The 23,830-nt window shown below is 72.6% G+C and carries 23 protein-coding genes and 2 tRNA genes; 18 read left to right on the forward strand and 7 right to left on the reverse strand.

The window, feature by feature from the left end:
- Nucleotides 1-169 precede the first annotated feature (169 nt).
- Nucleotides 170-583, reverse strand: coding sequence for an SsgA family sporulation/cell division regulator (locus ACIPUC_RS33850; protein ID WP_030011909.1), 414 nt, complete (start codon nt 581-583; stop codon nt 170-172).
- Between the two features lie 177 nt (nt 584-760).
- On the opposite strand from ACIPUC_RS33850, the gene ACIPUC_RS33855 reads away from it, so the two are divergent.
- Nucleotides 761-1,198, forward strand: coding sequence for a TIGR02611 family protein (locus tag ACIPUC_RS33855; RefSeq protein WP_446594209.1), 438 nt, complete (start codon nt 761-763; stop codon nt 1,196-1,198).
- A gap of 57 nt (nt 1,199-1,255) precedes the next feature.
- A tRNA-Val gene (locus ACIPUC_RS33860) sits at nt 1,256-1,327 on the forward strand.
- Between the two features lie 74 nt (nt 1,328-1,401).
- Here the strand turns inward: ACIPUC_RS33860 and ACIPUC_RS33865 are convergent.
- Complete coding sequence (locus ACIPUC_RS33865; RefSeq protein ID WP_446594210.1) at nt 1,402-3,717, reverse strand: SCO7613 C-terminal domain-containing membrane protein; 2,316 nt, start codon at nt 3,715-3,717, stop codon at nt 1,402-1,404.
- Nucleotides 3,718-3,864: 147 nt separating this feature from the next.
- Here ACIPUC_RS33865 and ACIPUC_RS33870 point away from each other — a divergent pair, with 147 nt between their 5' ends.
- Nucleotides 3,865-4,353, forward strand: a complete 489-nt coding sequence (locus ACIPUC_RS33870) for an SRPBCC family protein (protein WP_446594211.1) — start codon at nt 3,865-3,867, stop codon at nt 4,351-4,353.
- Between the two features lie 38 nt (nt 4,354-4,391).
- A tRNA-Val gene (locus ACIPUC_RS33875) sits at nt 4,392-4,463 on the forward strand.
- Nucleotides 4,464-4,554: 91 nt separating this feature from the next.
- Here ACIPUC_RS33875 and ACIPUC_RS33880 read toward each other — a convergent pair.
- Nucleotides 4,555-5,280: a 3'-5' exonuclease gene (locus ACIPUC_RS33880; protein WP_257557149.1), complete on the reverse strand. Its 726-nt coding sequence runs from the start codon at nt 5,278-5,280 to the stop codon at nt 4,555-4,557.
- Between the two features lie 207 nt (nt 5,281-5,487).
- Here ACIPUC_RS33880 and ACIPUC_RS33885 point away from each other — a divergent pair, with 207 nt between their 5' ends.
- Together ACIPUC_RS33885 and ACIPUC_RS33890 are read left to right on the forward strand one after the other, a co-directional pair.
- Entirely contained in the window at nt 5,488-6,090 is a 603-nt protein-coding gene (locus tag ACIPUC_RS33885) for a DUF4365 domain-containing protein (RefSeq protein WP_446594212.1), read from the forward strand.
- A complete protein-coding gene (locus ACIPUC_RS33890) occupies nt 6,090-7,310 on the forward strand; it encodes a hypothetical protein (RefSeq protein ID WP_446594213.1) in 1,221 nt (406 codons plus the stop codon). Before ACIPUC_RS33885 ends, ACIPUC_RS33890 begins: the two co-directional genes overlap by 1 nt.
- A gap of 52 nt (nt 7,311-7,362) precedes the next feature.
- Here ACIPUC_RS33890 and ACIPUC_RS33895 read toward each other — a convergent pair whose 3' ends face one another.
- Nucleotides 7,363-7,833 (reverse strand): GNAT family N-acetyltransferase, encoded by a 471-nt coding sequence (locus ACIPUC_RS33895; RefSeq protein WP_446594214.1) that lies wholly within the window; start codon nt 7,831-7,833, stop codon nt 7,363-7,365.
- Between the two features lie 214 nt (nt 7,834-8,047).
- Between ACIPUC_RS33895 and thrS the strand changes: the two genes are divergently transcribed.
- The gene (thrS, locus tag ACIPUC_RS33900) at nt 8,048-10,024 is read left to right on the forward strand and encodes a threonine--tRNA ligase (RefSeq protein ID WP_446594215.1); all 1,977 of its coding nucleotides are present in this window, start codon (nt 8,048-8,050) and stop codon (nt 10,022-10,024) included.
- Nucleotides 10,025-10,109: 85 nt separating this feature from the next.
- Complete coding sequence (locus ACIPUC_RS33905; RefSeq protein WP_446594216.1) at nt 10,110-10,670, forward strand: HIT family protein; 561 nt, start codon at nt 10,110-10,112, stop codon at nt 10,668-10,670.
- A gap of 18 nt (nt 10,671-10,688) precedes the next feature.
- Here the strand turns inward: ACIPUC_RS33905 and ACIPUC_RS33910 are convergent, their stop codons facing one another.
- The 3 genes from ACIPUC_RS33910 to ACIPUC_RS33920 all read right to left on the reverse strand — a co-directional run bounded on the left by ACIPUC_RS33910 (nt 10,689) and on the right by ACIPUC_RS33920 (nt 15,160).
- Complete coding sequence (locus ACIPUC_RS33910) at nt 10,689-11,090, reverse strand: DnaJ family domain-containing protein (protein ID WP_446594217.1); 402 nt, start codon at nt 11,088-11,090, stop codon at nt 10,689-10,691.
- A 65-nt stretch (nt 11,091-11,155) separates the two neighbouring features.
- Entirely contained in the window at nt 11,156-12,823 is a 1,668-nt protein-coding gene (locus ACIPUC_RS33915; protein ID WP_446594218.1) for a hypothetical protein, read from the reverse strand.
- Nucleotides 12,824-12,964: 141 nt separating this feature from the next.
- Nucleotides 12,965-15,160, reverse strand: a complete 2,196-nt coding sequence (locus ACIPUC_RS33920) for an elongation factor G-like protein EF-G2 (RefSeq protein WP_446594219.1) — start codon at nt 15,158-15,160, stop codon at nt 12,965-12,967.
- Nucleotides 15,161-15,446: 286 nt separating this feature from the next.
- Here ACIPUC_RS33920 and pgsA point away from each other — a divergent pair, with 286 nt between their 5' ends.
- The 10 genes from pgsA to ruvB all read left to right on the forward strand — a co-directional run bounded on the left by pgsA (nt 15,447) and on the right by ruvB (nt 23,776).
- A complete protein-coding gene (gene pgsA / locus ACIPUC_RS33925; protein ID WP_446594220.1) occupies nt 15,447-16,112 on the forward strand; it encodes a phosphatidylinositol phosphate synthase in 666 nt (221 codons plus the stop codon).
- A complete protein-coding gene (locus ACIPUC_RS33930; protein WP_446594221.1) occupies nt 16,112-17,023 on the forward strand; it encodes a phosphatidylinositol mannoside acyltransferase in 912 nt (303 codons plus the stop codon). The genes pgsA and ACIPUC_RS33930 overlap by 1 nt, the downstream gene beginning before the upstream one ends.
- Nucleotides 17,023-18,192 (forward strand): glycosyltransferase family 4 protein, encoded by a 1,170-nt coding sequence (locus ACIPUC_RS33935; protein WP_446594222.1) that lies wholly within the window; start codon nt 17,023-17,025, stop codon nt 18,190-18,192. The genes ACIPUC_RS33930 and ACIPUC_RS33935 overlap by 1 nt, the downstream gene beginning before the upstream one ends.
- 22 nt (nt 18,193-18,214) lie before the next feature.
- Entirely contained in the window at nt 18,215-18,757 is a 543-nt protein-coding gene (locus ACIPUC_RS33940; RefSeq protein WP_446594223.1) for a hypothetical protein, read from the forward strand.
- A gap of 125 nt (nt 18,758-18,882) precedes the next feature.
- Entirely contained in the window at nt 18,883-19,800 is a 918-nt protein-coding gene (pdxS, locus tag ACIPUC_RS33945; protein WP_030706266.1) for a pyridoxal 5'-phosphate synthase lyase subunit PdxS, read from the forward strand.
- 8 nt (nt 19,801-19,808) lie between these two features.
- Complete coding sequence (gene pdxT / locus ACIPUC_RS33950) at nt 19,809-20,399, forward strand: pyridoxal 5'-phosphate synthase glutaminase subunit PdxT (protein ID WP_446594224.1); 591 nt, start codon at nt 19,809-19,811, stop codon at nt 20,397-20,399.
- Between the two features lie 57 nt (nt 20,400-20,456).
- Nucleotides 20,457-21,209 (forward strand): YebC/PmpR family DNA-binding transcriptional regulator, encoded by a 753-nt coding sequence (locus ACIPUC_RS33955; protein WP_446594225.1) that lies wholly within the window; start codon nt 20,457-20,459, stop codon nt 21,207-21,209.
- Nucleotides 21,210-21,335: 126 nt separating this feature from the next.
- The gene (ruvC, locus tag ACIPUC_RS33960) at nt 21,336-21,872 is read left to right on the forward strand and encodes a crossover junction endodeoxyribonuclease RuvC (protein WP_446594226.1); all 537 of its coding nucleotides are present in this window, start codon (nt 21,336-21,338) and stop codon (nt 21,870-21,872) included.
- Nucleotides 21,869-22,501, forward strand: a complete 633-nt coding sequence (ruvA, locus tag ACIPUC_RS33965; protein WP_446594227.1) for a Holliday junction branch migration protein RuvA — start codon at nt 21,869-21,871, stop codon at nt 22,499-22,501. The genes ruvC and ruvA overlap by 4 nt, the downstream gene beginning before the upstream one ends.
- Nucleotides 22,502-22,705: 204 nt before the next feature.
- A complete protein-coding gene (gene ruvB, locus ACIPUC_RS33970; RefSeq protein WP_446594228.1) occupies nt 22,706-23,776 on the forward strand; it encodes a Holliday junction branch migration DNA helicase RuvB in 1,071 nt (356 codons plus the stop codon).
- The last annotated feature ends 54 nt before the right edge of the window (nt 23,777-23,830 follow it).

Below are 23,830 nucleotides of genomic sequence, written 5' to 3' on the forward strand. Positions count from 1 at the left end.
GCCGATGGGGGCCGACTCTAGCGGGTACTCCGCCGAGGGGGCCCGGCACGCACACCGGCGCCGTCCGCGCGGATGGCTCCCGCGTGGACAGCGCCGGCACTGCCTATGTGGTTGTCCGGCGCGCACCGTCGCCCCGAGTCGGACGGTGTCGCGCGGCGGAGGGCCTGGCTCAGCTTTCGGCCAGGATGTGGGAGAGCTCCTTGTCGAGGTCGAAGTGCCGGTGCTCGGTACCGGGCGGGACCGCGGCGTCCGTCCGCTTGAGGAACGACTCGAGTGCTCGTGCTGGTGCTTCGAGCAGCGCTTCTCCCTCCGGTGAGCTCAGGGCGATGCAGACGACGCCCTGACCGTGGCTGCGGGAGGGCCAGACGCGGACGTCGCCGGTACCGGTGGGCCGGTGCAGGCCCTCCGCGAGGAGGTCGCGGGCGAATACCCATTCGACCGTCTCCTCGGCGCCGGTGTGGAAGGTGGCGTGCACGGCGTAGGGGTCGGCCGTGTCATACCGCAGGCCCGCGGGAACAGGCAGTGAGGACTCGCTCGACACAACGAGGCGCAGGTGCAGCTCGCAGCTGACCGTGGTGTTCATAAGCGCCAGGGCCTTTCGCTCAGTGTGCGCTCGGGGATTCGCACGTCGGCGAAATCGACATGCCACCTACGGTGCCGTTGTAAACCCCTCTGACCGTTTTGCGGACCTCTGGGTCCCTCGGACGGCGGATCCAAACCACCATTCACGTGTGCTTCCGGCTCGGGTAGATTCGTCCTCATGAATACGGGGAGTGACCACGGGTCCGATGAGTCCGTGAGCAGTGAGCCGGCCGCCGAAGCGGCGCCGCACGTCTCGAAGGCGCCCGCCTTCATCAAGGCCCGCCGCAGCCTGCACCTGAGCTGGCAGGTCGGCGTCTTCGTCGTCGGCCTGGCGGTCATCGGGGCGGGCATCGCCATGCTCGTCCTGCCCGGGCCGGGCTGGGTCGCGATCTTCGCGGGCCTGGCGATCTGGGCCACCGAGTTCGCCTGGGCCCACCTCGTGCTGCACTGGACCAAGCGCAAGGTCACCGAGGCGGCGCAGCGGGCGATGGACCCCAAGGTCCGCCGCCGCAACATCATCCTGACCACCGCGGGCCTCGTCATCGCGGGCGCGCTGATCGGCTTCTACCTGTGGAAGTACGGGCTCGTGCTGCCCTGGAACCTCAAGGACCAGTGATCGGCCGGCGATGGTCATGGAGCACCGCTGACATGCGGTAATGTTTGCGGTGCGTCCGGGCGATTAGCTCAGTGGGAGAGCACTTCGTTCACACCGAAGGGGTCACTGGTTCGAACCCAGTATCGCCCACCCGGACCAGAGGCCCGGAGACTTTCACCGTCTCCGGGCCTCTGGCGTTTCCGCGGTCCCACGGGGTCACCCGGTCACCCGAGCCGCCCGATCGCGTCCTTCAGGCGGCGGGCGTCGCGCAGCCGCCTCTCGTACGTCGCCCCCACCGCCAGCAGCAGCAGGCCCGCCAGGGCCGGCGGCACCCAGCGCGGCAGCGACCCCGCGATCTGCACCACGTACGGGGCCAGCTCGTGCAGGGCCACCGCCGCCAGCGCCGCGCCGCCCAGCAGGAGCGGGGCCTGGAGCCGCCGGTGGGCGCCCGCCAGGGTCACCGCGAGCGCGGCCACCCCCAGCAGCAGCGGGCGCAGCCAGCTCGCGGTGCCGACCGGGGACCCGCCCAGGACGGCCACCAGGCTCGGCAGCAGGGTCGCGGACAGCCCCGGACCGTACGCCGTCCACGAGGACGTCCCCGGGTCCGTACGGCGCCGCAGGAGGCCCAGCACGAGCGCGGGCACCGTCACCGGCAGCGCGTACGCCTCCGGGGCGGTGACCCCGGCCTCCGCCAGCCGGACCCAGGTCGCCGCCGCGAACAGGGCCCCCGCCGCCCAGCCCAGCGCCCGCCGGTCGGCCCGCACCGCGGCGCCCGAGCAGATCACCCCGGCCAGGGCGAGCACCAGCGCGAGGGTCCCGGCGCGGCCCGCCGACAGGGCGACCGCCAGCACGCCGGCCCCGCCCGCCGCGATCTCGGCGGGCACCCGCACGGCGCCGAGCCGCGGTCCGAGCGCCGCCACCGCCGCCGGGACGGCCAGCACCGGGAGCGCCCACCAGACCACCGCCAGGTCCGTCACCGCGGCCGCGGCCACCAGCAGCGCCGTCGCGTACCCGACGGCGCACACGGCCGCCCCGGCCCGCAGCGGACGTGCAGCGGGTCCGTACGCCGCGCCTGCCGCGCAGCCCGCGGCCAGCAGCCCCCACACCGCGAAGGTGGCCGCCCGGCCGTCCAGCGCGCCCAGGGACACGTTCGCGGCCCCGAGCAGCGAGCACGCGGCGGCCGCGATCCCGGCCGCGCGCTCCGGGGAGCGCAGGGCGAGCGCGCCCGCGGCCCCCGTCACCGCCGTCTGGGCGGCGAACACCGCCGCCACCGGCAGGCCGAGCAGCTCCGGAGCCGTGAACAGCCCCGCCCAGGCCAGCACCACCGCCACCGGCTCCGGCCGCGGCGACACCCGGGACAGCCACCAGGCAGCCCCCGCCGCGACCAGCAGCGTCACCGGCACCGCCGCCCCCGGCCAGTACGGCTCCCGGGCCGGGGCCGTCGCCGCCCACACCTCGTCCAGCACCCCGACCCGGTCCAGCAGGGTCGCCGCCGCCGCCGACCCGGCCGCCGCCGCGGCCAGCGCGGCCGTCACCGCCCCGGCCCCGGCCAGCCCGCGCCGCACCGGCTCCGGGACCGCGTGGACCCGGACGACCGCCAGCAGCGGGAGCGCCGCCAGCAGGTGCGCCGCCACCGCCCAGGCGGGAGCCAGCCCGGGCCGCGCCACCCCGCCCAGCGCGACCACCGCCGCCAGACCGCCCGCCGACGCGGCGGGCCACGCGCGCGGCTCCCGCCACGCCGCCGCCGTGCCCAGCGCCGCACCCGCCAGCAGCAGGCCCGCCGGAGCCAGCGCGGCGGCCGCCGAGTCCGCGGACCAGGACTCGACCGCGCCGATCAGCAGCGCCCCCGCCCCCAGCACCGCCGCCGGGACCGCCGCCGCCCGGGCCCGCAGCGCGAGAACGGTGTCCAGCGCGGCCGTCGCCAGCAGCGCCCAGCCGAGCTCCGGCGGTCCCGCCTGCGCGGCCAGCGCGGCCAGCGGCAGCGGGAACTGCGCCGCCAGCACCGCCGCCGGCAGCGGGATCCGCAGGGTGCGCAGGGCGGAGCCGTACCCGCTCCACACCGCGGCCAGCACCGCCGCCGCCCCCGCCGCGTACGCCGTGCCGTCCGTGCCCGGCAGGCCGACCGCGTACAGCGCGTACGCGTCCAGCACGGTCAGCAGCAACCCCACCGCCGCCACCGACTCCGCCGTCGAGGCCAGGCCGCGGCGCAGCAGCGGCACGGGCGCGGCCAGCGCGGCCGCCGTCACCGCGGCGAGCACCGCCGAGCGCCCGGCGATCCCGAGGGACCCCCAGCTGAGCAGCGTGAAGGCCAGCGCGGCCACGGCCAGCAGCACCGCGCCCAAGGTCAGCAGCACGTTCTGCGCGCCGGGAGCCGAGGCCTCCTTGGGGCGCGCGGACACCGCCGGGGTCCGGGCGGGAGGCACGGGCAGCCGCAGCAGCCAGTCCCGGCGGGCCAGCAAGAACAGGCGCCGGGCATCGAGTTGAGCCAGCTCACGGTCGATGAGCGCCAGCTCTTCGGCCGGCGGCAGAGGGGTGTTCATGGTTCGGAGTGTGGCGCCCGTCACGCGGTCGGGACATGGGTGCGCGTACTCAGATCCGCCCTGAGTACGCACGGCCGGGCGGGAGGACCGGCGCAAGACCCGGCGGAATGGGGCATACCGGGGGCCGCGCCCGGCCAGACTGGATCCATGGACCGCAGCCGCTGGGACCGCTGGAGCCGCTACCGCTTCCGCAGCGTGTGGGACCTCGACGCCCCGCCCGCACGCGTCTACGCCGTACTGGAGCAGCCGGAGGAGTACCCGCAGTGGTGGCCCCAGATCCGCCGGGTCGAGCCGGTCGACGAGCGCACCGGCACCGCGACCGTCCGCTCGGTCCTCCCGTACGCGCTCCGCGTCACCGTCGGCGAACTGCTGCGCGACCCCGTCCGCGGGGTGCTGGAGGTGTCCCTGCACGGTGATCTCGAAGGCTGGGCCCGGTGGACGGTCCGGCCGCGCGCCGGAACCGGCTCCGCACGCACCCGCGCGCTGTACGAGCAGGAGGTGGAGGTGCGCCGGCCGCTGATGCGGCGCCTCGCGCTGCCGGGACGGCCCGTGTTCCGGCTCAACCACGCCCTGATGATGCGGGCCGGGCGGCGCGGTCTCGCGGCCCGGCTGGCCGCTTCGCCGGAAGCGGTTTGAACCAGCCCCAAGGCTTCTGTATTGTTCAGTGCGTTCCCGGGCGATTAGCTCAGCGGGAGAGCACTTCGTTCACACCGAAGGGGTCACTGGTTCGATCCCAGTATCGCCCACCGGGAGAGGCCGGTCCGTCATCTGACGGGCCGGCCTTCCGCATGTCCGGCACGTACGGGGTGCGTTCCGCGCCGCGTTCTGTGCCGCGTCCTACGCCGCCGTCGACAGGCCCGGCCGCAGCGGCCAGTGCGGATCCACCGGCTCCGGTGTCCCCTGCCGCGCGAACCACGCCTGCAGCCCCCGCGCCTGTGCCGCGTGCCACACCGCCTGCAGCGTGTGCAGTTCGGCCGGCGACAGCCGCTCCAGACGGGCCGCGAACCGGCGCCCCACCGCCCGTACGAGCTCCAGCGAGGCCAGCGCGTCCGCCGCCGCGTCGTGCGCGCCCTCCAGCTCTATCCCGTAGTGCGCGCACAGGTCCGTCAGGGTCCGGCGGCCCTTGCGGTAGCGGTCCAGGTGCTTGTCCAGCACCCGCGGATCCAGCACCGTCAGCGGCCGGTTGTCCAGATACCGCGTCAGCGACGACGCCCGGTGCCGGCGCAACTCCCGGTCCAGCAGCGTCAGATCGAACGGCGCGTTCATCACCACCACCGGCCGGCCCGCCACCTGCTGCTCCCCGAGCGCGCGGGCTATCTCCTCCACCACCGGCGCCGGCCACCGCCCGTGCCGCTGGAGGTGCTCGTCGGTCAGGCCGTGCACCTCCGTCGCCCCCGGGGGCACCGGGATGCCGGGATTGACCAGCCAGCGCGTGGTGCGCACCCGGCCGCCCGCGCACTCCTGCACGACGAGCGCGGCGGACACGATCCGGTCCTCCTCGACGTCCACCCCGGTCGTCTCCGTGTCGAATGCGGCCAGCGGGCCCTCGTACCAGCGTGTCATGGCGAACTCCTCGTCCCCGATCGGCAGATGGGGCGCACCCGGACCACGCCACCCTTGCCCGCATCGGTGATACCCGGGCTGTTTGCCCCGTACGCCGTTTGCGGGGACCCGGGTGCGGAGACAACACCCATGGGGGGCCGTGCACATGACCGGTCGTCACTCCACCCACCACCCACGGCAGAGCCCGGAAGGCATGGGGAGCCGGCCATGGCGCTCGCACAGCCCGAACAGGGCGGGGTGCTGGCGGGGCAGATCGATCCGCGCACCGGAACGCCGGGCGAGGCGCGGAGCGGACCGCTGCGCGGCACACTCGCCACCACCGCCTGCATGGAGACCCTTCAGGTGGGATACCTGCACGCCGTCGCCGCCGCGGCCGGCTGCTCGCTGTCCCAGCCCTTTCCGGACAACGGCATCGACTGGCACGTCAGCCACGGTGCCCCCGAGCACGTCGTCGACGACGAGGTCACCATCAAGGTGCAGTTGAAGGCGACCTACCAGATACCGCCGCGGCCGGCCGGGCCCACCTTCGGCTTCACCCTGGACAACGAGCACCTGGTGAAGCTGGCCCGCACGCCGGTCGCCGTCCACAAGATCCTCGTCGTGATGCTCGTTCCGCGGGAGCGCGACCAGTGGCTCACGGCCGGACACGACCGGCTCGACCTGCGGCACTGCTGCTACTGGACCAACCTCGCCGGACACCCCGTGACCGGCCGGCGCCGGACCACCGTACGGATCCCGACCTCGCGGATCTTCGACGACCGTGCGCTGTGCGAGATCATGACCCGGGTCGGGTCGGGAGGGACACCCTGATGAACTGGCACGCACCGCACCTCGAACCACTGTCGTCCCCGGAGTTCGCCTCCGGTACGCCCGACCCCGCGCACGTCGACCCGGCGGTGCTGGGCGCGCTGCTGCACCGGCACGGCTGGCTGCGGCGCGGCGGGGCCGCCGGACGCTACGGGCGCTGGACCCCGCCCGCCGCCCATGCCCCGGGCACCGGGGGCACCAGCCTGCTCGTCCCCGAGAGCCGCACCTTCCCCGACTGCACGGACCTGCTGGAGGAGGCGCTGACCGCGCTCTCGCGCAGCGCACTGCCGTCGGCGCGGGAGGTGCTGTACGGGCTGAGCGTGCCGAGCGACGAGGTCCGCTGGGAGCGGGAGATCCCCGAAGGGGCGTACGCGCTCCGGGGCGAGGCCGACTGGACCGTGCAGGAACAGCTGCGCTCGGCCGCCCGCCGGCTGCTGCTGGCCGGGGCCCTGGCCGACCGGGAGCGGGCCGGGTACTACGGGGCCCGCCACCGCGCGCAGGCCGAGCGGGCCCTGGAAGGGGTGCTGGTGGGGCCGTCCCCCGGCGGGCGGCGGCTCACCGCGTACGTGCCCGTGGACGGCGGGCGGGGGACCGTGACCCGGCTGCACCATGCGCTGCACGCGGCCCGCGAGGCGGTGGACTACCGGAGGGCCACCGGCGGCATGGAGGCGTTCGACGCGGCCGTACGGGCCGGGGTCAGCCGGGAGCTCGCCGATGCGCTGATCGCGCTGGTCCGGGGCTCCGAGGGGGCCCGGGTCGCGCTGGCCTGGGCTCCGGCGGCGGGGGTCCCGGCGGGGTGCGCGGCCCGCCCGGAGCCGGTGGAGTTCTCGCCCGGCGACCTGCCGGTGCTCCGCGAGGCGGCCGCCCGCTACACCGCGACCGAGCCGGCCGTCCCGGTGCGGATCACGGGCGCGGTGGTGCGGATGCGGCGCTCGGCGGCGGGCGGCGGGGGCACGGTCCGGCTGCGGGTCCTGGCGGGGGCGGAGATCCCGTACGTCCGGGCCGCGCTGGACGAGGAGGCGTACCGGGTGGCGGGCCACGCGCACCTGGTGGGCCTGCCGGTCCGGGTCCGCGGGCGGCTGCAGCGGCGGGGCGGCTTCCGCCGGCTGGCCGACGTCACGGACGTGACTCCGGTGCCGCTGGACGAGGTCGAGCGGGACCGGCTGATGAAGTCGCTGGACGAGGCGTTCGACCCTGCGGACGCGCTGCCGGGCGACGACTGACGACCGGCGACCGGCGACCGGCGACCGACGACCGGCGACTGACGACCGGCGACTAGGAGCGGGTACGGAACGAGGCCATGGTCAGGCCCGGGGCGGGGGAGAAGTCCGCGCCCCGGATGAACCCCAGGCCTTCGTACAGGGTCACGGCGGGGGCGTTGGCGGCGCCCGTGGTGACCTCGACCGGGCGGTCCGGGAAGAGCTCGGTCAGGGCGTGGCGCAGCAGCAGGGAGGCGATGCCCCGGCGGAACCAGGCCGGGTCCACGCAGAGCCGGTCGATGCCGATAGCGCCGTCGGCCTGCTCCTCCCAGGCGAGGAAACCGGCGAGCTCGCCGGCCGCGGACACGGCGCCGGCCCAGTGCAGGTCCCGCGCCCGCATCTGCGCGAGGCTCTCGCGCAGCGCGGGGATGCCGTCGAAGCCGATCAGCTCCGCCTCCACCGCGTACGCGGCGCGACCGATCCGGTGCACGGCGGCCGCGGTGGCGTCGTCGGCCAGGTCCAGCGGTCGTATCTGCGGGCTCGGCATACGGGTCCCTCCGGGGAAGTCGGGCGACCCGGCCCACGCTACCCGCCGCCGCCGAGTCGCCGGCCGCACTGCCCCTTCGGCTCAGGGCCGGGCCGGCGCGCGGGCGACCTGCCGGGCGGGCCGCCCGGTAACCGTTTAGCAGCGCAGCCACTCCGCTCGGTACGATTCAGGCGCGCAGTGTTCGCTCGCGCACCCCCTGAGTCAGGAGAGACCGGTGTCAGACGTCCGTGTGATCATCCAACGCGATTCCGAGCGGGACGAGCGCGTGGTGGCCACGGGCACTACGGCGGCGGAGCTCTTCGCCGGCGAGCGCACCATCGTCGCCGCCCGGGTCGCGGGCGAGCTCAAGGACCTCAGCTACGCGGTGCAGGACGGCGAGACCGTCGAGCCGGTGGAGATCTCCTCCGAGGACGGCCTCAACATCCTGCGCCACTCGACCGCGCACGTCATGGCCCAGGCCGTGCAGGAGCTGTTCCCCGAGGCCAAGCTGGGCATCGGCCCGCCGGTCCAGAACGGCTTCTACTACGACTTCGACGTCGCCAGGCCCTTCACCCCCGATGACCTCAAGGCCATCGAGAAGAAGATGCAGGAGATCCAGAAGCGCGGGCAGAAGTTCGCCCGCCGCGTGGTCACCGACGAGGCGGCCCGCGAGGAGCTCGCCGACGAGCCGTACAAGCTCGAGCTCATCGGCATCAAGGGCGCCGCGTCCACCGACGACGGCGCGAACGTCGAGGTGGGCGGCGGCGAGCTGACCATCTACGACAACCTCGACGCGAAGACCGGCGAGCTGTGCTGGAAGGACCTCTGCCGCGGTCCCCACCTGCCCACCACCCGCAACATCCCGGCCTTCAAGCTCATGCGCAACGCCGCTGCCTACTGGCGCGGCAGCGAGAAGAACCCGATGCTCCAGCGCATCTACGGCACCGCGTGGCCCTCGAAGGAGGAGCTGAAGGCCCACCTCGACTTCCTCGCCGAGGCCGAGAAGCGCGACCACCGCAAGCTCGGCAACGAGCTGGACCTCTTCTCCATCCCGGACGAGATCGGCTCCGGCCTCGCCGTCTTCCACCCGCGCGGCGGCATCATCCGCCGGACCATGGAGGACTACTCGCGCCGCCGGCACGAGGAGGAGGGCTACGAGTTCGTCTACTCCCCGCACGCCACCAAGGGCGCCCTCTTCGAGAAGAGCGGCCACCTGGACTGGTACGCGGAGGGCATGTACCCCCCCATGCAGCTCGACGGTGGTACCGACTACTACCTCAAGCCCATGAACTGCCCGATGCACAACCTGATCTTCGACGCGCGCGGCCGCTCGTACCGCGAACTGCCGCTGCGCCTCTTCGAGTTCGGCACCGTGTACCGGTACGAGAAGTCGGGCGTCGTGCACGGCCTGACCCGCGCCCGGGGCTTCACCCAGGACGACGCGCACATCTACTGCACCCGTGAGCAGATGGCGGAGGAGCTCGACCGCACGCTCACCTTCGTGCTGAACCTGCTGCGCGACTACGGTCTGACCGACTTCTACCTGGAGCTGTCCACCAAGGACCCGGAGAAGTTCGTCGGCTCGGACGAGGTCTGGGAGGAGGCCACCGCCGTCCTCCAGCAGGTCGCCGAGAAGCAGGGCCTCCCGCTGACCCCCGACCCGGGCGGCGCGGCCTTCTACGGCCCGAAGATCTCGGTGCAGGCGCGGGACGCCATCGGCCGTACCTGGCAGATGTCGACCGTGCAGCTTGACTTCAACCTGCCGGAGCGGTTCAACCTGGAGTACACCGCCCCGGACGGCTCGCGCCAGCGCCCGGTCATGATCCACCGCGCCCTGTTCGGCTCGATCGAGCGGTTCTTCGCCGTGCTGCTGGAGCACTACGCGGGCGCCATGCCGCCGTGGCTGGCTCCGGTCCAGGCGGTCGGCATCCCGATCGGCGACGGGCACGTGGAGTACCTGCAGGAGTTCGCCGCCGAGGCGAAGAAGCAGGGCCTGCGGGTCGAGGTGGACGCCTCCTCGGACCGGATGCAGAAGAAGATCAGGAACCACCAGAAGCTCAAGGTCCCGTTCATGATCATCGTCGGTGACGAGGACATGGCCGCGGGTACCGTCTCCTTCCGCTACCGCGACGGTTCGCAGGAGAACGGCGTCCCCAAGGACGAGGCGCTGGCCAAGCTGGCCAAGGTCGTCGCGGACCGCGTCCAGGTCTGACCTTCTCCTCGGTTTGCCCGGCAGGAAGGCCCCCGGAAAGTGATCACTTTCCGGGGGCCTTCCTCGTACGCGCAGGCGAGGTCATATGCTTGCCGCCATGACGACTGAGCCGGAGCAGCAGATCGGTGTGGGCACGCAGGACGCGTTCCAGCGTCTGTGGACGCCCCACCGGATGGCCTATATCCAGGGGGAGAACAAGCCGACCGGCCCGGAGGCCGGGGACGGCTGCCCCTTCTGCGGCATTCCGGAGATGTCCGACGAGGACGGCCTGATCGTCGCCCGCGGCAAGCACGTGTACGCCGTTTTGAACCTGTACCCCTACAACGGCGGCCACCTGATGGTGGTCCCGTACCGGCACGTCGCCGACTACACCGAGCTCGACGGCCCCGAGACGGCCGAGCTGGCCGACCTCACCAAGCGGGCCATGGTCGCGCTCCGCAAGGCTTCCGGAGCGCACGGGTTCAACATCGGCATGAACCAGGGCGCGGCCGCCGGGGCGGGCATCGCCGCGCACCTGCACCAGCACATCGTGCCCCGCTGGGGCGGGGACACGAACTTCATGCCGGTCGTCGGGCACACCAAGGTGCTGCCCCAACTCCTCGCGGACACCCGCCAGATGCTCGCCGACTCCTGGCCGATCGGCTGACCGGCTGACCGGTCCCGCCTAGGGGGTACGTGTCTCGCGCCACGTGCGCAGCACGTCCTCCACGTCGAACTCGGTGAGGTGGAGGGGCGGCCCCTGCGGCGGCCTGCGCAGGGCCGCGCGGATCTTCTCGTTGATCCCGGTGAGGATGTCCCGCGCCTGGCGCTCGGAACGGGCCGCGAGGGCCGCCTCCCTCGCGTCCTCGGCCTCCTTGCGCAGCGCGAGCGACGGGGGCAGGGCGGAGAACCCCTCGCGGTGCAGCTTCCCCTTGATCCACCACAGTTCGTCGTAGGGGGCGTCGAGCGAGGCCAGCGGCTTGCCCCAGCCCGGCAGGTTCTCGAAGTCGCCGCGGTCGGCGGCCTCCCGGATCTGCCGGTCCACCCAGGACTCGACGTCGACACCAGGCGGCTTGCGCTCGGTCATGGTCGCTCGCTCCTCCGCATCCGGGATCGGCTCGGTCTCGCCTTCAGGCTACCTGCGCCCCCTGCCTACGCGTCGTACACGTCCGCCTTGCGCGGTGCCGGCTCCTGGATCAGGCCGCTCATGATCGAGGAACGGTTGGTGAAGCGGTCGGTGTCGACGCCGTTCTCCTCCAGGACCTTGAAGGTCGCCGCGTGCACGGACCGCAGGACCGGGGCCACGGTGCGGATGGCGTCGTCGGCCATGAACCGGTGGCGCCACATCGAGCCCGCCCACACGTGCCGCAGGCCGAAGGGCTCGGGCAGCACCAGTTTGCCGCCGAAGAAGTCGAGGACCGGCGGGTACCAGGTCAGCGGGGCCCGCACGGCCAGCCGTACGACCTCCTGCGCGTCCACCAGCGGCAGCTTCCGCTCCACGGTCTCCCAGAAGCGGATGCTCTTGGGCACCTCCACCACCGGGGCCTTGGACTTCGTCGTGAACAGGCCGTGCACGGGGCCCAGGGCGTGCGCGGTGACGTCCACGCGCAGCGTCTTGTAGAGCACGGTGACCGTCACCAGCATGGTGATGACCAGCTGGCCGTCCCACAGCGGGTACTGGATGCCCAGGTAGTGCCGGTTGCCGGCGCTGAACTGCTGCTCGTTGCAGATCCGGGTGATCTCGTGCGGCTTGATGAGGAAGGTGTCGACGTTCTCGCCGGTCGGGCGGGCCACCTCCCCGGCGCCCTCGCCGATCGGGGTGACGATCCAGTGCTGTATCGCGGCCGGCGGGAAGCCGCCGGTGTGCAGGGGGCCGCGCTCCAGCTTGCGGAGCTGGGTGTCGATCGCGCGTATGACGTCCCAGCTGCGGAACGGGTGGATCTCGGCGCCCTCGTTCTTGGGGGTGAGCTCCTCGGCCATCTGCCAGCTGCCCCACCGGGTGCCCATCCCGAGGATGCCCTTGGGGCCCGCGTAGAAGACGTGGTTGCTACGGTCCTCCGCGGTCAGTTTGGCCAGCTGGTGGCGCAGGTCCTCGCGGGCCTTCTCGTCGGGGTTGCCCGGCACCGCCTCCGGGATCTTCGCGCCGATCCCGTCACCGTCCAGCAGCCCGTCCCAGCGGGAGCGCAGGTCGGCGGCGGTGGACTCGCAGAGCCGGCGGGCGAGCAGCCAGCCCAGGGCCGGGGCGATGATCATGCCGCGCAGGTAGAGGCCGGCGAAGCCGCTGAACGGCAGCCTGAACATCAGGACGGCCACCACGACGGCCACGCCGACCAGGAGCGCGGTGCCCATCCAGGAGGCGCGCTTGCCCTCGCCCGCGGCCAGGCTCTTGCGGAGCTGGAACAGGCCCAGCCACAGCAGCAGACCCGGGAGGAACACGACACCGCAGACCAGCATGATCAGGCGGAGCTTCTGGTCGCGCTCCTTGCGGATGCGGGAGGCCGCCAGGCAGTGCTCGACGACGGTCTGCGGGTCGGCGCCGAAGGACTGGATCAGCGGTTTGCGGCCGGAGGCCAGCGTGCGGGCCTCGACGGCCCGGCAGAAGGCCTCGCCGAGGTTGGGCTCGAAGAGCGAGATCTTCGGGGGCTTGACCGTGGCGGGGTGGTTCTCGCTGTTGGCCCCGAGTATGAGGGCCAGCCCGCTGTCCTTGGCGCCGTCCCGGTACGCGGCGGAGGCCAGTGCGTTGGTCGCCGCCGTCTGTCCCCCGCCGCCCTGGAGCGGAACCTGTGCCCCGGGCCTGAAGTCGAATCCGTCGTCCGCCACCGCTGCCCCCATCGCTGTGCGTTCGTGCTCTTTGGTGCGCCGATGAGCCTATCGGGCGATCTCACCCCATGGTCATGGGACAGGGAAATGCCGCCCACCGCAAGCGGGTTGGGTGGGCGGCGGCCCCCGACGTCACGTCAGTTACTTTCCCTTCTCGGCCTGTTCGCGCACCTTGTCCGCGATCTGGGGCGGCATGGGTTCGTGGCGGGCGTAACTCCGGGCGAAGCGGCCGGTGCCGTGCGACACGGAACGCAGCTCGACGGCGTAGCGGCCGATCTCGATCTCGGGGATCTCGGCGCGGATCCGGGTGCGCCCCGGCTCCGCCTGTTCGGTGCCGACGACCCGGCCGCGGCGCCCCGCGAGGTCGCTCATGACGGGCCCGACGTACTCGTCGGGGACCACGACCGAGAGTTCGGCGACGGGTTCCAGGAGATGGATCCGGGCCTCGGCGGCGGCTTCGCGCAGGGCGAGGGCGCCGGCGGTCTGGAAGGCGGCGTCGGAGGAGTCCACCGAGTGCGCCTTGCCGTCGCGGAGGGTGATGCGGACGTCGACCAGGGGGTACCCGGCCGCGACCCCGCGCGCGGCCTGGGTGCGTACGCCCTTCTCCACGGACGGGATGAACTGGCGCGGCACGGCCCCGCCGACGACCTTGTCGACGAACTCGATGCCGCTGCCGGGCGGCAGCGGCTCCACCTCGATCTCGCAGATGGCGAACTGGCCGTGGCCGCCGGACTGTTTGACGTGCCGACCGCGGCCCGCCGCCTTCGCCCCGAAGGTCTCCCGCAGGCTCACCTTGTGGGGCACGGCGTCGACCTGGACGCCGTAGCGGGTGCGCAGCCGCTCCAGCGCGACGTCCTGGTGGGCCTCGCCGAGGCACCACAGGACGACCTGGTGGGTGTGCGGGTTCTGCTCCAGCCGCATCGTCGGGTCCTCGGCGACGAGCCGGGCCAGGCCCTGGGACAGTTTGTCCTCGTCGGCCTTGCTGTGGGCCTCGATGGCGAGGGGGAGCAGCGGGTCGGGCATGGCCCAGGGGTCCATGAGGAGCGGGTCGTCCTTGGCGGAGAGGGTGTCGCCGGTCTCGGCGCGGGTGAGCTTGGCCACGCAGGCGAGGTCGCCCGCGATGCACCGGGTGAGGACGCGCTGCTGTTTGCCGAAGGGGGAGCTGAGGGCGCCGATCCGCTCGTCCACATCGTGGTCCTCGTGTCCGCGGTCGGTGAGGCCGTGGCCGGAGACGTGCACGGTCTCCTCGGGGAGCAGGGTGCCGGAGAAGACGCGTACGAGGGAGACGCGGCCGACGTAGGGGTCGGAGGAGGTTTTGACGACCTCGGCGAGGAGCGGACCGGCGGGGTCGCAGGTGACGGCGGGGCGCGGGGAGCCGTCCGGGGCGGTGACGGTGAGGGCGGGGCGCTCCAGGGGGGTGGGGAAGCCGCCGGTGACCAGTTCGAGGAGCTCCACGGTGCCCAGGCCCTGCTTGGCGCCCTCGGCGGCGGGCGCCGCCATCAGGACGGGGTGGAAGGTGCCGCGGGCCACGGCGCGCTCGAGGTCGTCGACGAGGGTCTTGATGTCGATGTCCTCGCCGCCGAGATAGCGGTCCATGAGGCCCTCGTCCTCGCTCTCGGCGATGATCCCCTCGATGAGGCGGGAGCGGGCGCCGGAGATGAGGGTGAGCTCGGACGGGTCCGGATCGCGTTCGACGCGCTCGCCGGAGGCGTACTCGTAGACGCGTTGCGAGAGCAGTCCGAGGAGGCCGGTCACGGGGGCGTGGCCGTCGGGCCCGGCGGGGCCGTGCAGGGGGAGGTAGAGCGGGATGACGGCGTCCGGGTCGTCGGCGCCGAAGATCTCGCCGCAGATGTTGGCCATCTGCGTGTAGTCGGCGCGGGCGGCTTCCAGGTGGGTGACGACGATGGCGCGCGGCATGCCGACGGCCTGGCACTCGTCCCAGACCATGCGGGTGGCGCCGTCGATGCCGTCGGAGGCCGAGACGACGAAAAGGGCCGCGTCCGCGGCGCGCAGACCGGCCCTGAGCTCTCCGACGAAGTCGGCGTATCCGGGGGTGTCCAGGATGTTGATCTTGATTCCGCCCCATTCGACGGGGACGAGGGACAGCTGGACGGAGCGTTGTCGGCGGTGCTCGATCTCGTCGTAGTCGGAGACCGTGGCACCGTCCTCGACGCGGCCGGCCCGGTTGACCGCTCCGGCGGTCAGGGCGAGGGCTTCGACGAGCGTGGTCTTGCCGGATCCGCTGTGGCCGACCAGCACGACGTTCCGTACGGAGGAGGGGCGGTCGGCCGTCAGTGCCCTGCCGGCGGCTCCGGCTTGGTGTGAGGTGGCTCCCATGGTTCTCGTGCCTCCCTGCTTCCTACGAGGAGGGAAAAGGGGCTCTTCGAGCTTTGCACTGGTGTCACACCGCGTCCATACGTCGTACCGGGCACGGTCCCCGCGGGCATACGGATGCCGTACGGATGCCGTACCGGAGGGGGGCGGGAGGCGGTCCGTGACGTGAAGTACGTCTTGCGCGGTGCGAACCGGTGGGTGCGCGGCGTGCGGGGGGCGGGGTGCTGGCTACGATGGGCCAGCCGGTGGCCGTGGTGGCCGTGCGGCCCAGCGACCCTCCGGGAAGGCCATGCTGAACAAGTACGCGCGTGCATTCTTCACGCGTGTTCTCACGCCATTCGCCGCTTTTCTGCTCCGGCGGGGGGTGAGCCCGGACGCGGTCACCCTGATCGGCACGGCCGGAGTCGTGGCGGGAGCGCTGGTCTTCTTCCCCCGGGGAGAGTTCTTCTGGGGCACGATCACGATCACCCTCTTCGTCTTCTCCGACCTGGTGGACGGGAACATGGCCCGCCAGGCCGGCGTCTCCAGCCGGTGGGGCGCGTTCCTCGACTCCACCCTCGACCGGGTGGCGGACGCGGCGATCTTCGGCGGACTCGCGCTCTGGTACGCGGGCTCCGGCAACGACAACGTGCTGTGCGCGGTGGCGATCTTCTGCCTGGCCAGCGGCCAGGTGGTCTCGTACACGAAGGCACGCGGCGAATCGATCGGCCTGCCGGTCGCCGTCAACGGGCTGATCGAGCGTGCCGAGCGCCTCGTGATCTCGCTGGTCGCGGCGGGCCTGTCCGGGCTGCAGACCTTCGGCGTGCCGTCCTGGATCGGGGTGCTGCTGCCGATCGCGCTGTGGATCGTGGCGGTCGGCTCCCTCGTCACGCTGATCCAGCGGGTGGTCACCGTACGGCGCGAGTCGGCCGAGGCGGACGCCGCGGCGTCCGCCGCCGAGGGCGGCGCGGCCTGATGGGGACGGTGCGGGACAAGCTGGTCGACGGGCTGTACGGGCTCGGCTGGGCGGGAGTGAAGAAGCTCCCGGAGCCGGCCGCGGTGGCCCTGGGCCGCAAGATCGCGGACGTGGCGTGGAAGCGGCGCGGCAAGAGCGTGCTGCGGCTGGAGTCGAACCTGGCCCGAGTGGTGCCGGACGCGACGCCTGAGCAGCTGCGCGAGCTGTCGCACGCGGGCATGCGCTCGTACATGCGGTACTGGATGGAATCCTTCCGGCTGCCGGCCATGGACCCCGGGAGGTTCGGCGAGGACGTCCGGCTCGAGGACGACCACATCCTGCGCGAGGCCATCGCCTCCGGGCGCGGGGTCGTCGCCGCCCTGCCGCACCTGGCCAACTGGGACCTCGCCGGCGCCTGGGTCACCGGGCACCTGGGCGTTCCCTTCACCACCGTCGCCGAGCGCCTCAAGCCCGAGAGCCTCTACGACCGCTTCGTGGCCTACCGCGAGAGCCTGGGCATGGAGGTGCTGCCGCACAGCGGCGGCGCCGCCTTCGGGACCCTCGCCCGCAGGCTCCGCTCCGGTGGCCTGATCTGTCTGGTCGCGGACCGCGACCTGTCGGCCTCCGGGATCGAAGTGGACTTCTTCGGCTCTACGGCGCGCATGCCGGCCGGGCCGGCGCTGCTGGCGCAGCAGACCGGGGCGGTGCTGCTCCCGGTGACCCTGTACTACGGGGATTCGCCGAAGTTGTACGGCCGGATCCACCCCGCGGTGGAGGTGCCCCCGACCGGGACCCGGATCGAGAAGACCGCCGCGATGACGCAGGCCGTGGCGGACGCCTTCGCGCGGGGCATCGCCGAGCACCCGGAGGACTGGCACATGCTGCAGCGGCTGTGGCTGGACGACCTGACCGACCAGGGGGAGCGCCCGTAGTGAAGATCGGCATCGTGTGCCCGTACTCGTGGGACGTGCCGGGCGGCGTCCAGTTCCACATCCGGGACCTGGCCGAGCACCTGATCCGCCTCGGCCACGACGTGTCGGTCCTGGCCCCGGCGGACGACGAGACCCCGCTGCCGCCGTACGTGATCTCGGCGGGCCGGGCCGTGCCGGTGCCCTACAACGGCTCCGTCGCCCGCCTCAACTTCGGCTTCCTGTCCGCCGCCCGGGTGCGGCGCTGGCTGCACGACGGCACCTTCGACGTGATCCACATCCACGAGCCGGCCTCGCCCTCGCTGGGACTGCTGTCCTGCTGGGCGGCGCAGGGCCCGATCGTGGCGACCTTCCACACCTCGAACCCGCGGTCGCGGGCGATGATCGCGGCGTACCCGATCCTCCAGCCGGCCCTGGAGAAGATCAGCGCGCGGATCGCGGTGAGCGAGTACGCGCGGCGCACGCTGGTGGAGCACCTGGGCGGGGACGCGGTGGTGATCCCCAACGGCGTCGACGTGGACTTCTTCGCGGCCGCGGAACCCAATCCGTCCTGGTCCGGCCAGACGCTGGGCTTCATCGGCCGCATCGACGAGCCGCGCAAGGGCCTGCCGGTGCTGATGGCGGCGTTCCCGAAGATCGCGGAGGCCTGCCCGGACGTACGGCTGCTCGTCGCGGGCCGCGGCGACGAGGAGGAGGCGGTGGCCTCCCTCCCGGCCGGGCTCCGCTCCCGGGTCGAGTTCCTCGGCATGGTCTCGGACGAGGACAAGGCCCGGCTGCTGCGCAGCGTCGACGTGTACGTGGCCCCGAACACCGGCGGCGAGAGCTTCGGCATCATCCTGGTCGAGGCCCTCTCGGCGGGCGCGGCGGTCCTGGCGTCCGACCTGGACGCCTTCGCGCAGGTCCTGGACCAGGGAGGCGCGGGCGACCTCTTCACCAACGAGAACGCCGATGCCCTCGCGGCCGGCGCGATCGCCCTGCTGCGCGACCCGGCCCGCCGCGCGGAGCTCAGCGCCCGCGGCTCGGCGCACGTGCGCCGCTTCGACTGGTCCACGGTCGGCGCGGACATCCTCGCGGTCTACGAAACGGTCACGGACGGCGCGGCGGCGGTCGCCGCGGACGAACGCGTCCCCCTCCGCACCCGCCTCGGCTTCTCCCGCGACCCGTCCGCCTGAGCGGCCGGTAGAGTCGCGGCCCGTGATCGAAACCCTTGTCTGGATTGCCCTGGCGCTCGGTGTCATCGGGGTGTACCTCAGTTGGACCGCCGGCCGGCTCGACCGCCTGCACTCGCGGATGGACGCCGCGCGGGCCGCGCTGGACGCGCAGCTCGTGCGGCGGGCCTCCGTGGTGGTGGAGGTGGCCGCCTCCGGCGTGCTCGACCCCGCGTCCTCCCTCGTGCTGTACGAGGCCGCGCACGCCGCGCGGCAGGCTGAGGAGGAGCACCGGGAGGTCGCCGAGAGCGAGCTCAGCCAGGCGCTGCGCGCGGTGTTCGCCGACGCCGACCAGGTCGAGGTGCTGAAGGCCGCGCCGGGCGGGGCGGAGGCCGCCGAGGAGCTGGCGGCGGCCGTGCGCCGGGTGCCCATGGCGCGCCGGTTCCACAACGACTCCGTACGGGCCGCGCGGGCCCTGCGCAGGCACCGCAAGGTCCGCTGGTTCCGGCTGGCCGGACACGCGCCCTTCCCGCTGGCCTTCGAGATGGACGACGAGCCCCCCGCGGATCTCGCGGAGAGGCCGGTCTAGGGCCGCAGGGGACAATTGAAGAGGCCACAAGCTCCACATTGGCCCTTGTAGTGGACTGGTCCGTGGGGTTTCCTCGGCCGAGTAGTACCAGTAGCACCCGTCTTCCTTTCGAGTGAGGTCAATCCGTGAGCACGCTTCCCACTTCCCCCCAGTCCGCTGAGTCGGCCATCGGCACCTCGCGCGTCAAGCGCGGCATGGCCGAGCAGCTCAAGGGCGGCGTGATCATGGACGTGGTCAACGCCGAGCAGGCGAAGATCGCCGAGGACGCCGGCGCCGTGGCCGTCATGGCCCTCGAGCGGGTCCCCGCCGACATCCGCAAGGACGGCGGCGTGGCGCGCATGTCGGACCCGAACATGATCGAAGAGATCATCGAGGCCGTCTCGATCCCCGTCATGGCCAAGTCCCGCATCGGCCACTTCGTCGAGGCCCAGGTCCTGCAGTCCCTCGGCGTCGACTACATCGACGAGTCCGAGGTCCTGACCCCGGCCGACGAGGTCAACCACTCCGACAAGTGGGCCTTCACCACCCCCTTCGTCTGTGGCGCCACCAACCTGGGCGAGGCCCTGCGCCGCATCGCCGAGGGCGCGGCCATGATCCGCTCGAAGGGCGAGGCCGGCACCGGCAACGTCGTCGAGGCCGTCCGCCACCTGCGCCAGATCAAGAACGAGATCGCCCGCCTGCGCGGCTACGACAACAACGAGCTGTTCGCCGCCGCCAAGGAGCTGCGCGCCCCGTACGAGCTCGTCAAGGAAGTTGCCGAGCTCGGCAAGCTCCCGGTCGTCCTGTTCTCCGCCGGTGGCGTCGCCACCCCGGCCGACGCCGCCCTGATGCGCCAGCTCGGCGCCGAGGGCGTCTTCGTCGGCTCCGGCATCTTCAAGTCGGGCGACCCGGCCAAGCGCGCCGCCGCCATCGTGAAGGCCACCACCTTCTACGACGACCCGAAGATCATCGCGGACGCGTCCCGCAACCTGGGCGAGGCCATGGTCGGCATCAACTGCGACACCCTCCCCGAGGCCGAGCGCTACGCCAACCGCGGCTGGTAGTCACTGCCATGACCACCCCCGTGATTGGTGTCCTGGCACTCCAGGGCGACGTACGGGAGCACCTGATCGCCCTGGCCGCGGCGGACGCCGTGGCCAGGCCGGTCCGGCGCCCCGAGGAGCTCGCCGAGGTCGACGCCCTGGTGATCCCCGGCGGCGAGTCCACGACCATGTCGAAGCTCGCCGTGCTGTTCGGCATGCTCGAGCCGCTGCGCGAGCGCGTGGCCGCCGGCATGCCGGTGTACGGCACCTGCGCCGGCATGATCATGCTCGCCGACAAGCTCCTGGACGGCCGTGAGGACCAGGAGACCCTGGGCGGCATCGACATGATCGTGCGCCGCAACGCCTTCGGCCGCCAGAACGAGTCCTTCGAGGCGGAGATCGACTTCGCGGGCATCGAGGGCGGCCCGGTCCAGGGCGTCTTCATCCGCGCCCCGTGGGTCGAGTCCGTCGGCGGCGCCGCCGAGGTGCTCGCCACGTACGACGGCCACACCGTCGCCGTTCGCCAGGGCAGCGTCCTCGCGACGTCGTTCCACCCCGAACTGACCGGCGACGACCGAGTCCACGCGTACTTCGTCGACATGGTGCGCGCCGGGCTGTAATCAGGTCCCGGTAGGATCGGAGACGAACACTGTTGGTTACGCGAAGGAGACAGGCGGATGTCCGGCCACTCTAAATGGGCTACGACGAAGCACAAGAAGGCCGTGATCGATGCCAAGCGCGGCAAGCTCTTCGCGAAGCTGATCAAGAACATCGAGGTCGCGGCCCGTATGGGCGGTGCCGACATCGACGGCAACCCGACCCTCTTCGACGCCATCCAGAAGGCCAAGAAGAGCTCGGTCCCGAACAAGAACATCGACTCCGCGGTCAAGCGCGGCGGCGGCCTCGAGGCCGGCGGCGCCGACTACGAGACGATCATGTACGAGGGCTACGGTCCGAACGGTGTCGCGGTGCTCATCGAGTGCCTCACCGACAACCGCAACCGCGCCGCGTCCGACGTGCGGGTCGCCATGACCCGCAACGGCGGCTCGATGGCCGACCCGGGCTCGGTCTCGTACCTGTTCAACCGCAAGGGCGTCATCGTCCTGGCCAAGGGTGAACTGACCGAGGACGACGTCCTGGAGTCGGTGCTCGAGGCCGGTGCCGAAGAGGTCAACGACATCGGTGAGTCCTTCGAGGTCATCAGCGAGGCCACCGACCTGGTCGCCGTCCGCACCGCGCTGCAGGAGGCGGGCATCGACTACGACTCCGCCGAGGCCAGCTTCGTCCCCTCGATGCAGGTCGAGCTGGACGAAGAGGGCGCGCGCAAGATCTTCAAGCTGATCGACGCGCTGGAGGACAGCGACGACGTGCAGAACGTCTTCGCCAACTTCGACGTCTCGGACGAGGTCATGGAGAAGGTCGACGCCTGACCAGGGCGCTGATTTCCACGACGGGCCGACAGGACACACCCTGTCGGCCCGTCGCTTTGGCCGCATTGTCAGCGGGTCCCGATACCCTGCACGAACACGGACATGTGATCGATGATGGGGGGCGGGATGCGCGTACTCGGCGTGGACCCGGGCCTGACGCGATGCGGCATCGGCGTCGTCGAGGGTGTCGCCGGCCGCCCCCTGACCATGCGCGCGGTGGGGGTCGTACGGACGCCCGCGGACGCGGAGTTGGGAGACCGGCTCGTCGCCATCGAGCAGGGCATCGAGGAGTGGCTCGACAACCACCGGCCCGAAGTCGTCGCCGTGGAACGGGTGTTCAGTCAGCACAACGTCAGCACCGTGATGGGCACCGCCCAGGCGAGCGCCGTCGCCATGCTGTGCGCGGCCCGGCGCGGGATACCGGTCGCCCTGCACACGCCGAGCGAGGTCAAGGCCGCCGTCACCGGCAGCGGCCGGGCCGACAAGGCCCAGGTCGGAGCCATGGTCACCCGGCTGCTCAGGCTGGACGCACCGCCGAAGCCGGCCGACGCCGCCGACGCCCTGGCCCTGGCCATCTGTCACATCTGGCGGGCCCCCGCCCAGAACCGCCTCCAGCAGGCGGTCGCCCTGCACGCCTCTGGCTCGAAAGGCCGTACCCGATGATCGCCTTCGTCACCGGCCCCGTCGCCGCGCTCGCCCCCACCCTGGCCGTGATCGAGGTCGGGGGAGTGGGCATGGCCGTGCAGTGCACGCCGAACACCATCGCCGGCCTGCGGATGGGCGAGCAGGCCCGGCTGGCCACCTCGCTGGTCGTACGGGAGGACTCGCTCACCCTGTACGGCTTCGCCGACGACGACGAGCGGCAGGTCTTCGAACTGCTCCAGACCGCGAGCGGGGTCGGACCGAGGCTGGCGCAGGCGATGCTCGGCGTGCACAGCCCGGACGCGCTGCGGACGGCTGTCTCGACGGGTGACGAGAAGGCCCTGACGGCGGTGCCGGGGATCGGCAAGAAGGGCGCGCAGAAGCTGCTGCTGGACCTGAAGGACAAGCTCGGGGCTCCGCTGGGTTCGAGTGGCCTGGTGGGGCCGCAGCGGGCCGCCGCGTCGGGGCCGGCGCCGTGGACGGAGCAGCTCGCCGCCGCTCTGATCGGCCTCGGGTACGCCTCCCGGGAGGCCGAGGAGGCCGTCTCCGCGGTCACCCCGCAGGCCGAGGCGGCGATCGCCGCCGGAGGCTCGGCCCCGGTCCCCCAACTCCTGCGCGCCGCCCTCCAGTCCCTGAACCGTGCCCGTTGACGTGCGGCGCCGCTGCCGGGGGCTCCGCCCCCGGACCCCCGCGCCTCAAACGCCGGCGCGGCTGGGTTGTGCCGGCACGTTGCAGGCTGACGCCGGCCATATCCAGCCCCTCCGGCGTTTGAGGAGCGGGGTCTGGGGCGGAGCCCCAATGCACGGCCCGCACCCGGCAGACCACCGCACGAACCGAGAAGGCAGACTGACACCGTGAACTGGGACGACGAGAGCGACGCCGAGGCCGATCGGATCGTGGCGGCCGCCGCCGACGGAGAGGACACCGCCGTCGAGGCGGCGCTGCGTCCCAAGGACCTCGAGGAGTTCGTCGGTCAGGAGAAGGTCCGCCAGCAGCTGGACCTCGTCCTGAAGGCGGCCAAGCAGCGCGGCGCCACCGCCGACCACGTCCTGCTCTCCGGCGCCCCCGGCCTCGGCAAGACCACCCTGTCGATGATCATCGCGGCCGAGATGGGCGCGCCCATCCGCATCACCTCCGGCCCCGCCATCCAGCACGCCGGCGACCTCGCCGCCATCCTGTCCTCCCTCCAGGAGGGCGAGGTCCTCTTCCTCGACGAGATCCACCGCATGTCCCGGCCGGCCGAGGAGATGCTCTACATGGCCATGGAGGACTTCCGCGTCGACGTGATCGTGGGGAAGGGGCCGGGGGCCACCGCCATTCCCCTGGAGCTGCCGCCCTTCACCCTGGTCGGAGCGACCACACGGGCCGGCCTGCTGCCGCCCCCGCTGCGCGACCGCTTCGGCTTCACCGGCCACATGGAGTTCTACGCCCCCGAGGAGCTGGAGCGCGTCATCCACCGCTCCGCCCGCCTCCTCGACGTCGAGATCGACGCCGACGGCGCCGCCGAGATCGCCGGCCGCTCCCGCGGCACGCCCCGCATCGCCAACCGCCTGCTGCGCCGCGTCCGGGACTACGCCCAGGTCCGCGCCGACGGCGTGATCAACCGCGAGGTCGCCGGTACCGCCCTCCAGGTGTACGAGGTGGACGCGCGCGGGCTGGACCGGCTGGACCGGGCCGTCCTGGAGGCCCTGCTCAAGCTCTTCGGCGGCGGGCCCGTGGGCCTGTCCACGCTCGCCGTCGCCGTCGGCGAGGAGCGGGAGACCGTCGAGGAGGTCGCCGAGCCGTTCCTCGTGCGCGAGGGCCTGCTCGCGCGCACCCCGAGGGGGCGCGTCGCGACGCCCGCCGCCTGGTCCCACCTGGGACTCGTGCCGCCCCAGCAGTACGGGAGCGGATCAAGCGGACAACAGGGCTTGTTCAGGGCCTGACGGCGCGGAGGTTCGCACCCTCAGGAACTGCGGTGCCATGCTGGGCGTTGTTCC

Source organism: Streptomyces sp. LARHCF249 (assembly GCF_052871255.1).

Coding starts and splice junctions, on each gene's coding strand:
- ACIPUC_RS33850 (WP_030011909.1), bottom strand. CDS start 583: ATGAACACCACGGTCAGCTGCGAGCTGCACCTGCGCCTCGTTGTGTCG.
- ACIPUC_RS33855 (WP_446594209.1), top strand. CDS start 761: ATGAATACGGGGAGTGACCACGGGTCCGATGAGTCCGTGAGCAGTGAG.
- ACIPUC_RS33865 (WP_446594210.1), bottom strand. CDS start 3,717: ATGAACACCCCTCTGCCGCCGGCCGAAGAGCTGGCGCTCATCGACCGT.
- ACIPUC_RS33870 (WP_446594211.1), top strand. CDS start 3,865: ATGGACCGCAGCCGCTGGGACCGCTGGAGCCGCTACCGCTTCCGCAGC.
- ACIPUC_RS33880 (WP_257557149.1), bottom strand. CDS start 5,280: ATGACACGCTGGTACGAGGGCCCGCTGGCCGCATTCGACACGGAGACG.
- ACIPUC_RS33885 (WP_446594212.1), top strand. CDS start 5,488: ATGGCGCTCGCACAGCCCGAACAGGGCGGGGTGCTGGCGGGGCAGATC.
- ACIPUC_RS33890 (WP_446594213.1), top strand. CDS start 6,090: ATGAACTGGCACGCACCGCACCTCGAACCACTGTCGTCCCCGGAGTTC.
- ACIPUC_RS33895 (WP_446594214.1), bottom strand. CDS start 7,833: ATGCCGAGCCCGCAGATACGACCGCTGGACCTGGCCGACGACGCCACC.
- ACIPUC_RS33905 (WP_446594216.1), top strand. CDS start 10,110: ATGCTTGCCGCCATGACGACTGAGCCGGAGCAGCAGATCGGTGTGGGC.
- ACIPUC_RS33910 (WP_446594217.1), bottom strand. CDS start 11,090: ATGACCGAGCGCAAGCCGCCTGGTGTCGACGTCGAGTCCTGGGTGGAC.
- ACIPUC_RS33920 (WP_446594219.1), bottom strand. CDS start 15,160: ATGGGAGCCACCTCACACCAAGCCGGAGCCGCCGGCAGGGCACTGACG.
- pgsA (WP_446594220.1), top strand. CDS start 15,447: ATGCTGAACAAGTACGCGCGTGCATTCTTCACGCGTGTTCTCACGCCA.
- ACIPUC_RS33930 (WP_446594221.1), top strand. CDS start 16,112: ATGGGGACGGTGCGGGACAAGCTGGTCGACGGGCTGTACGGGCTCGGC.
- pdxT (WP_446594224.1), top strand. CDS start 19,809: ATGACCACCCCCGTGATTGGTGTCCTGGCACTCCAGGGCGACGTACGG.
- ACIPUC_RS33955 (WP_446594225.1), top strand. CDS start 20,457: ATGTCCGGCCACTCTAAATGGGCTACGACGAAGCACAAGAAGGCCGTG.
- ruvC (WP_446594226.1), top strand. CDS start 21,336: ATGCGCGTACTCGGCGTGGACCCGGGCCTGACGCGATGCGGCATCGGC.
- ruvA (WP_446594227.1), top strand. CDS start 21,869: ATGATCGCCTTCGTCACCGGCCCCGTCGCCGCGCTCGCCCCCACCCTG.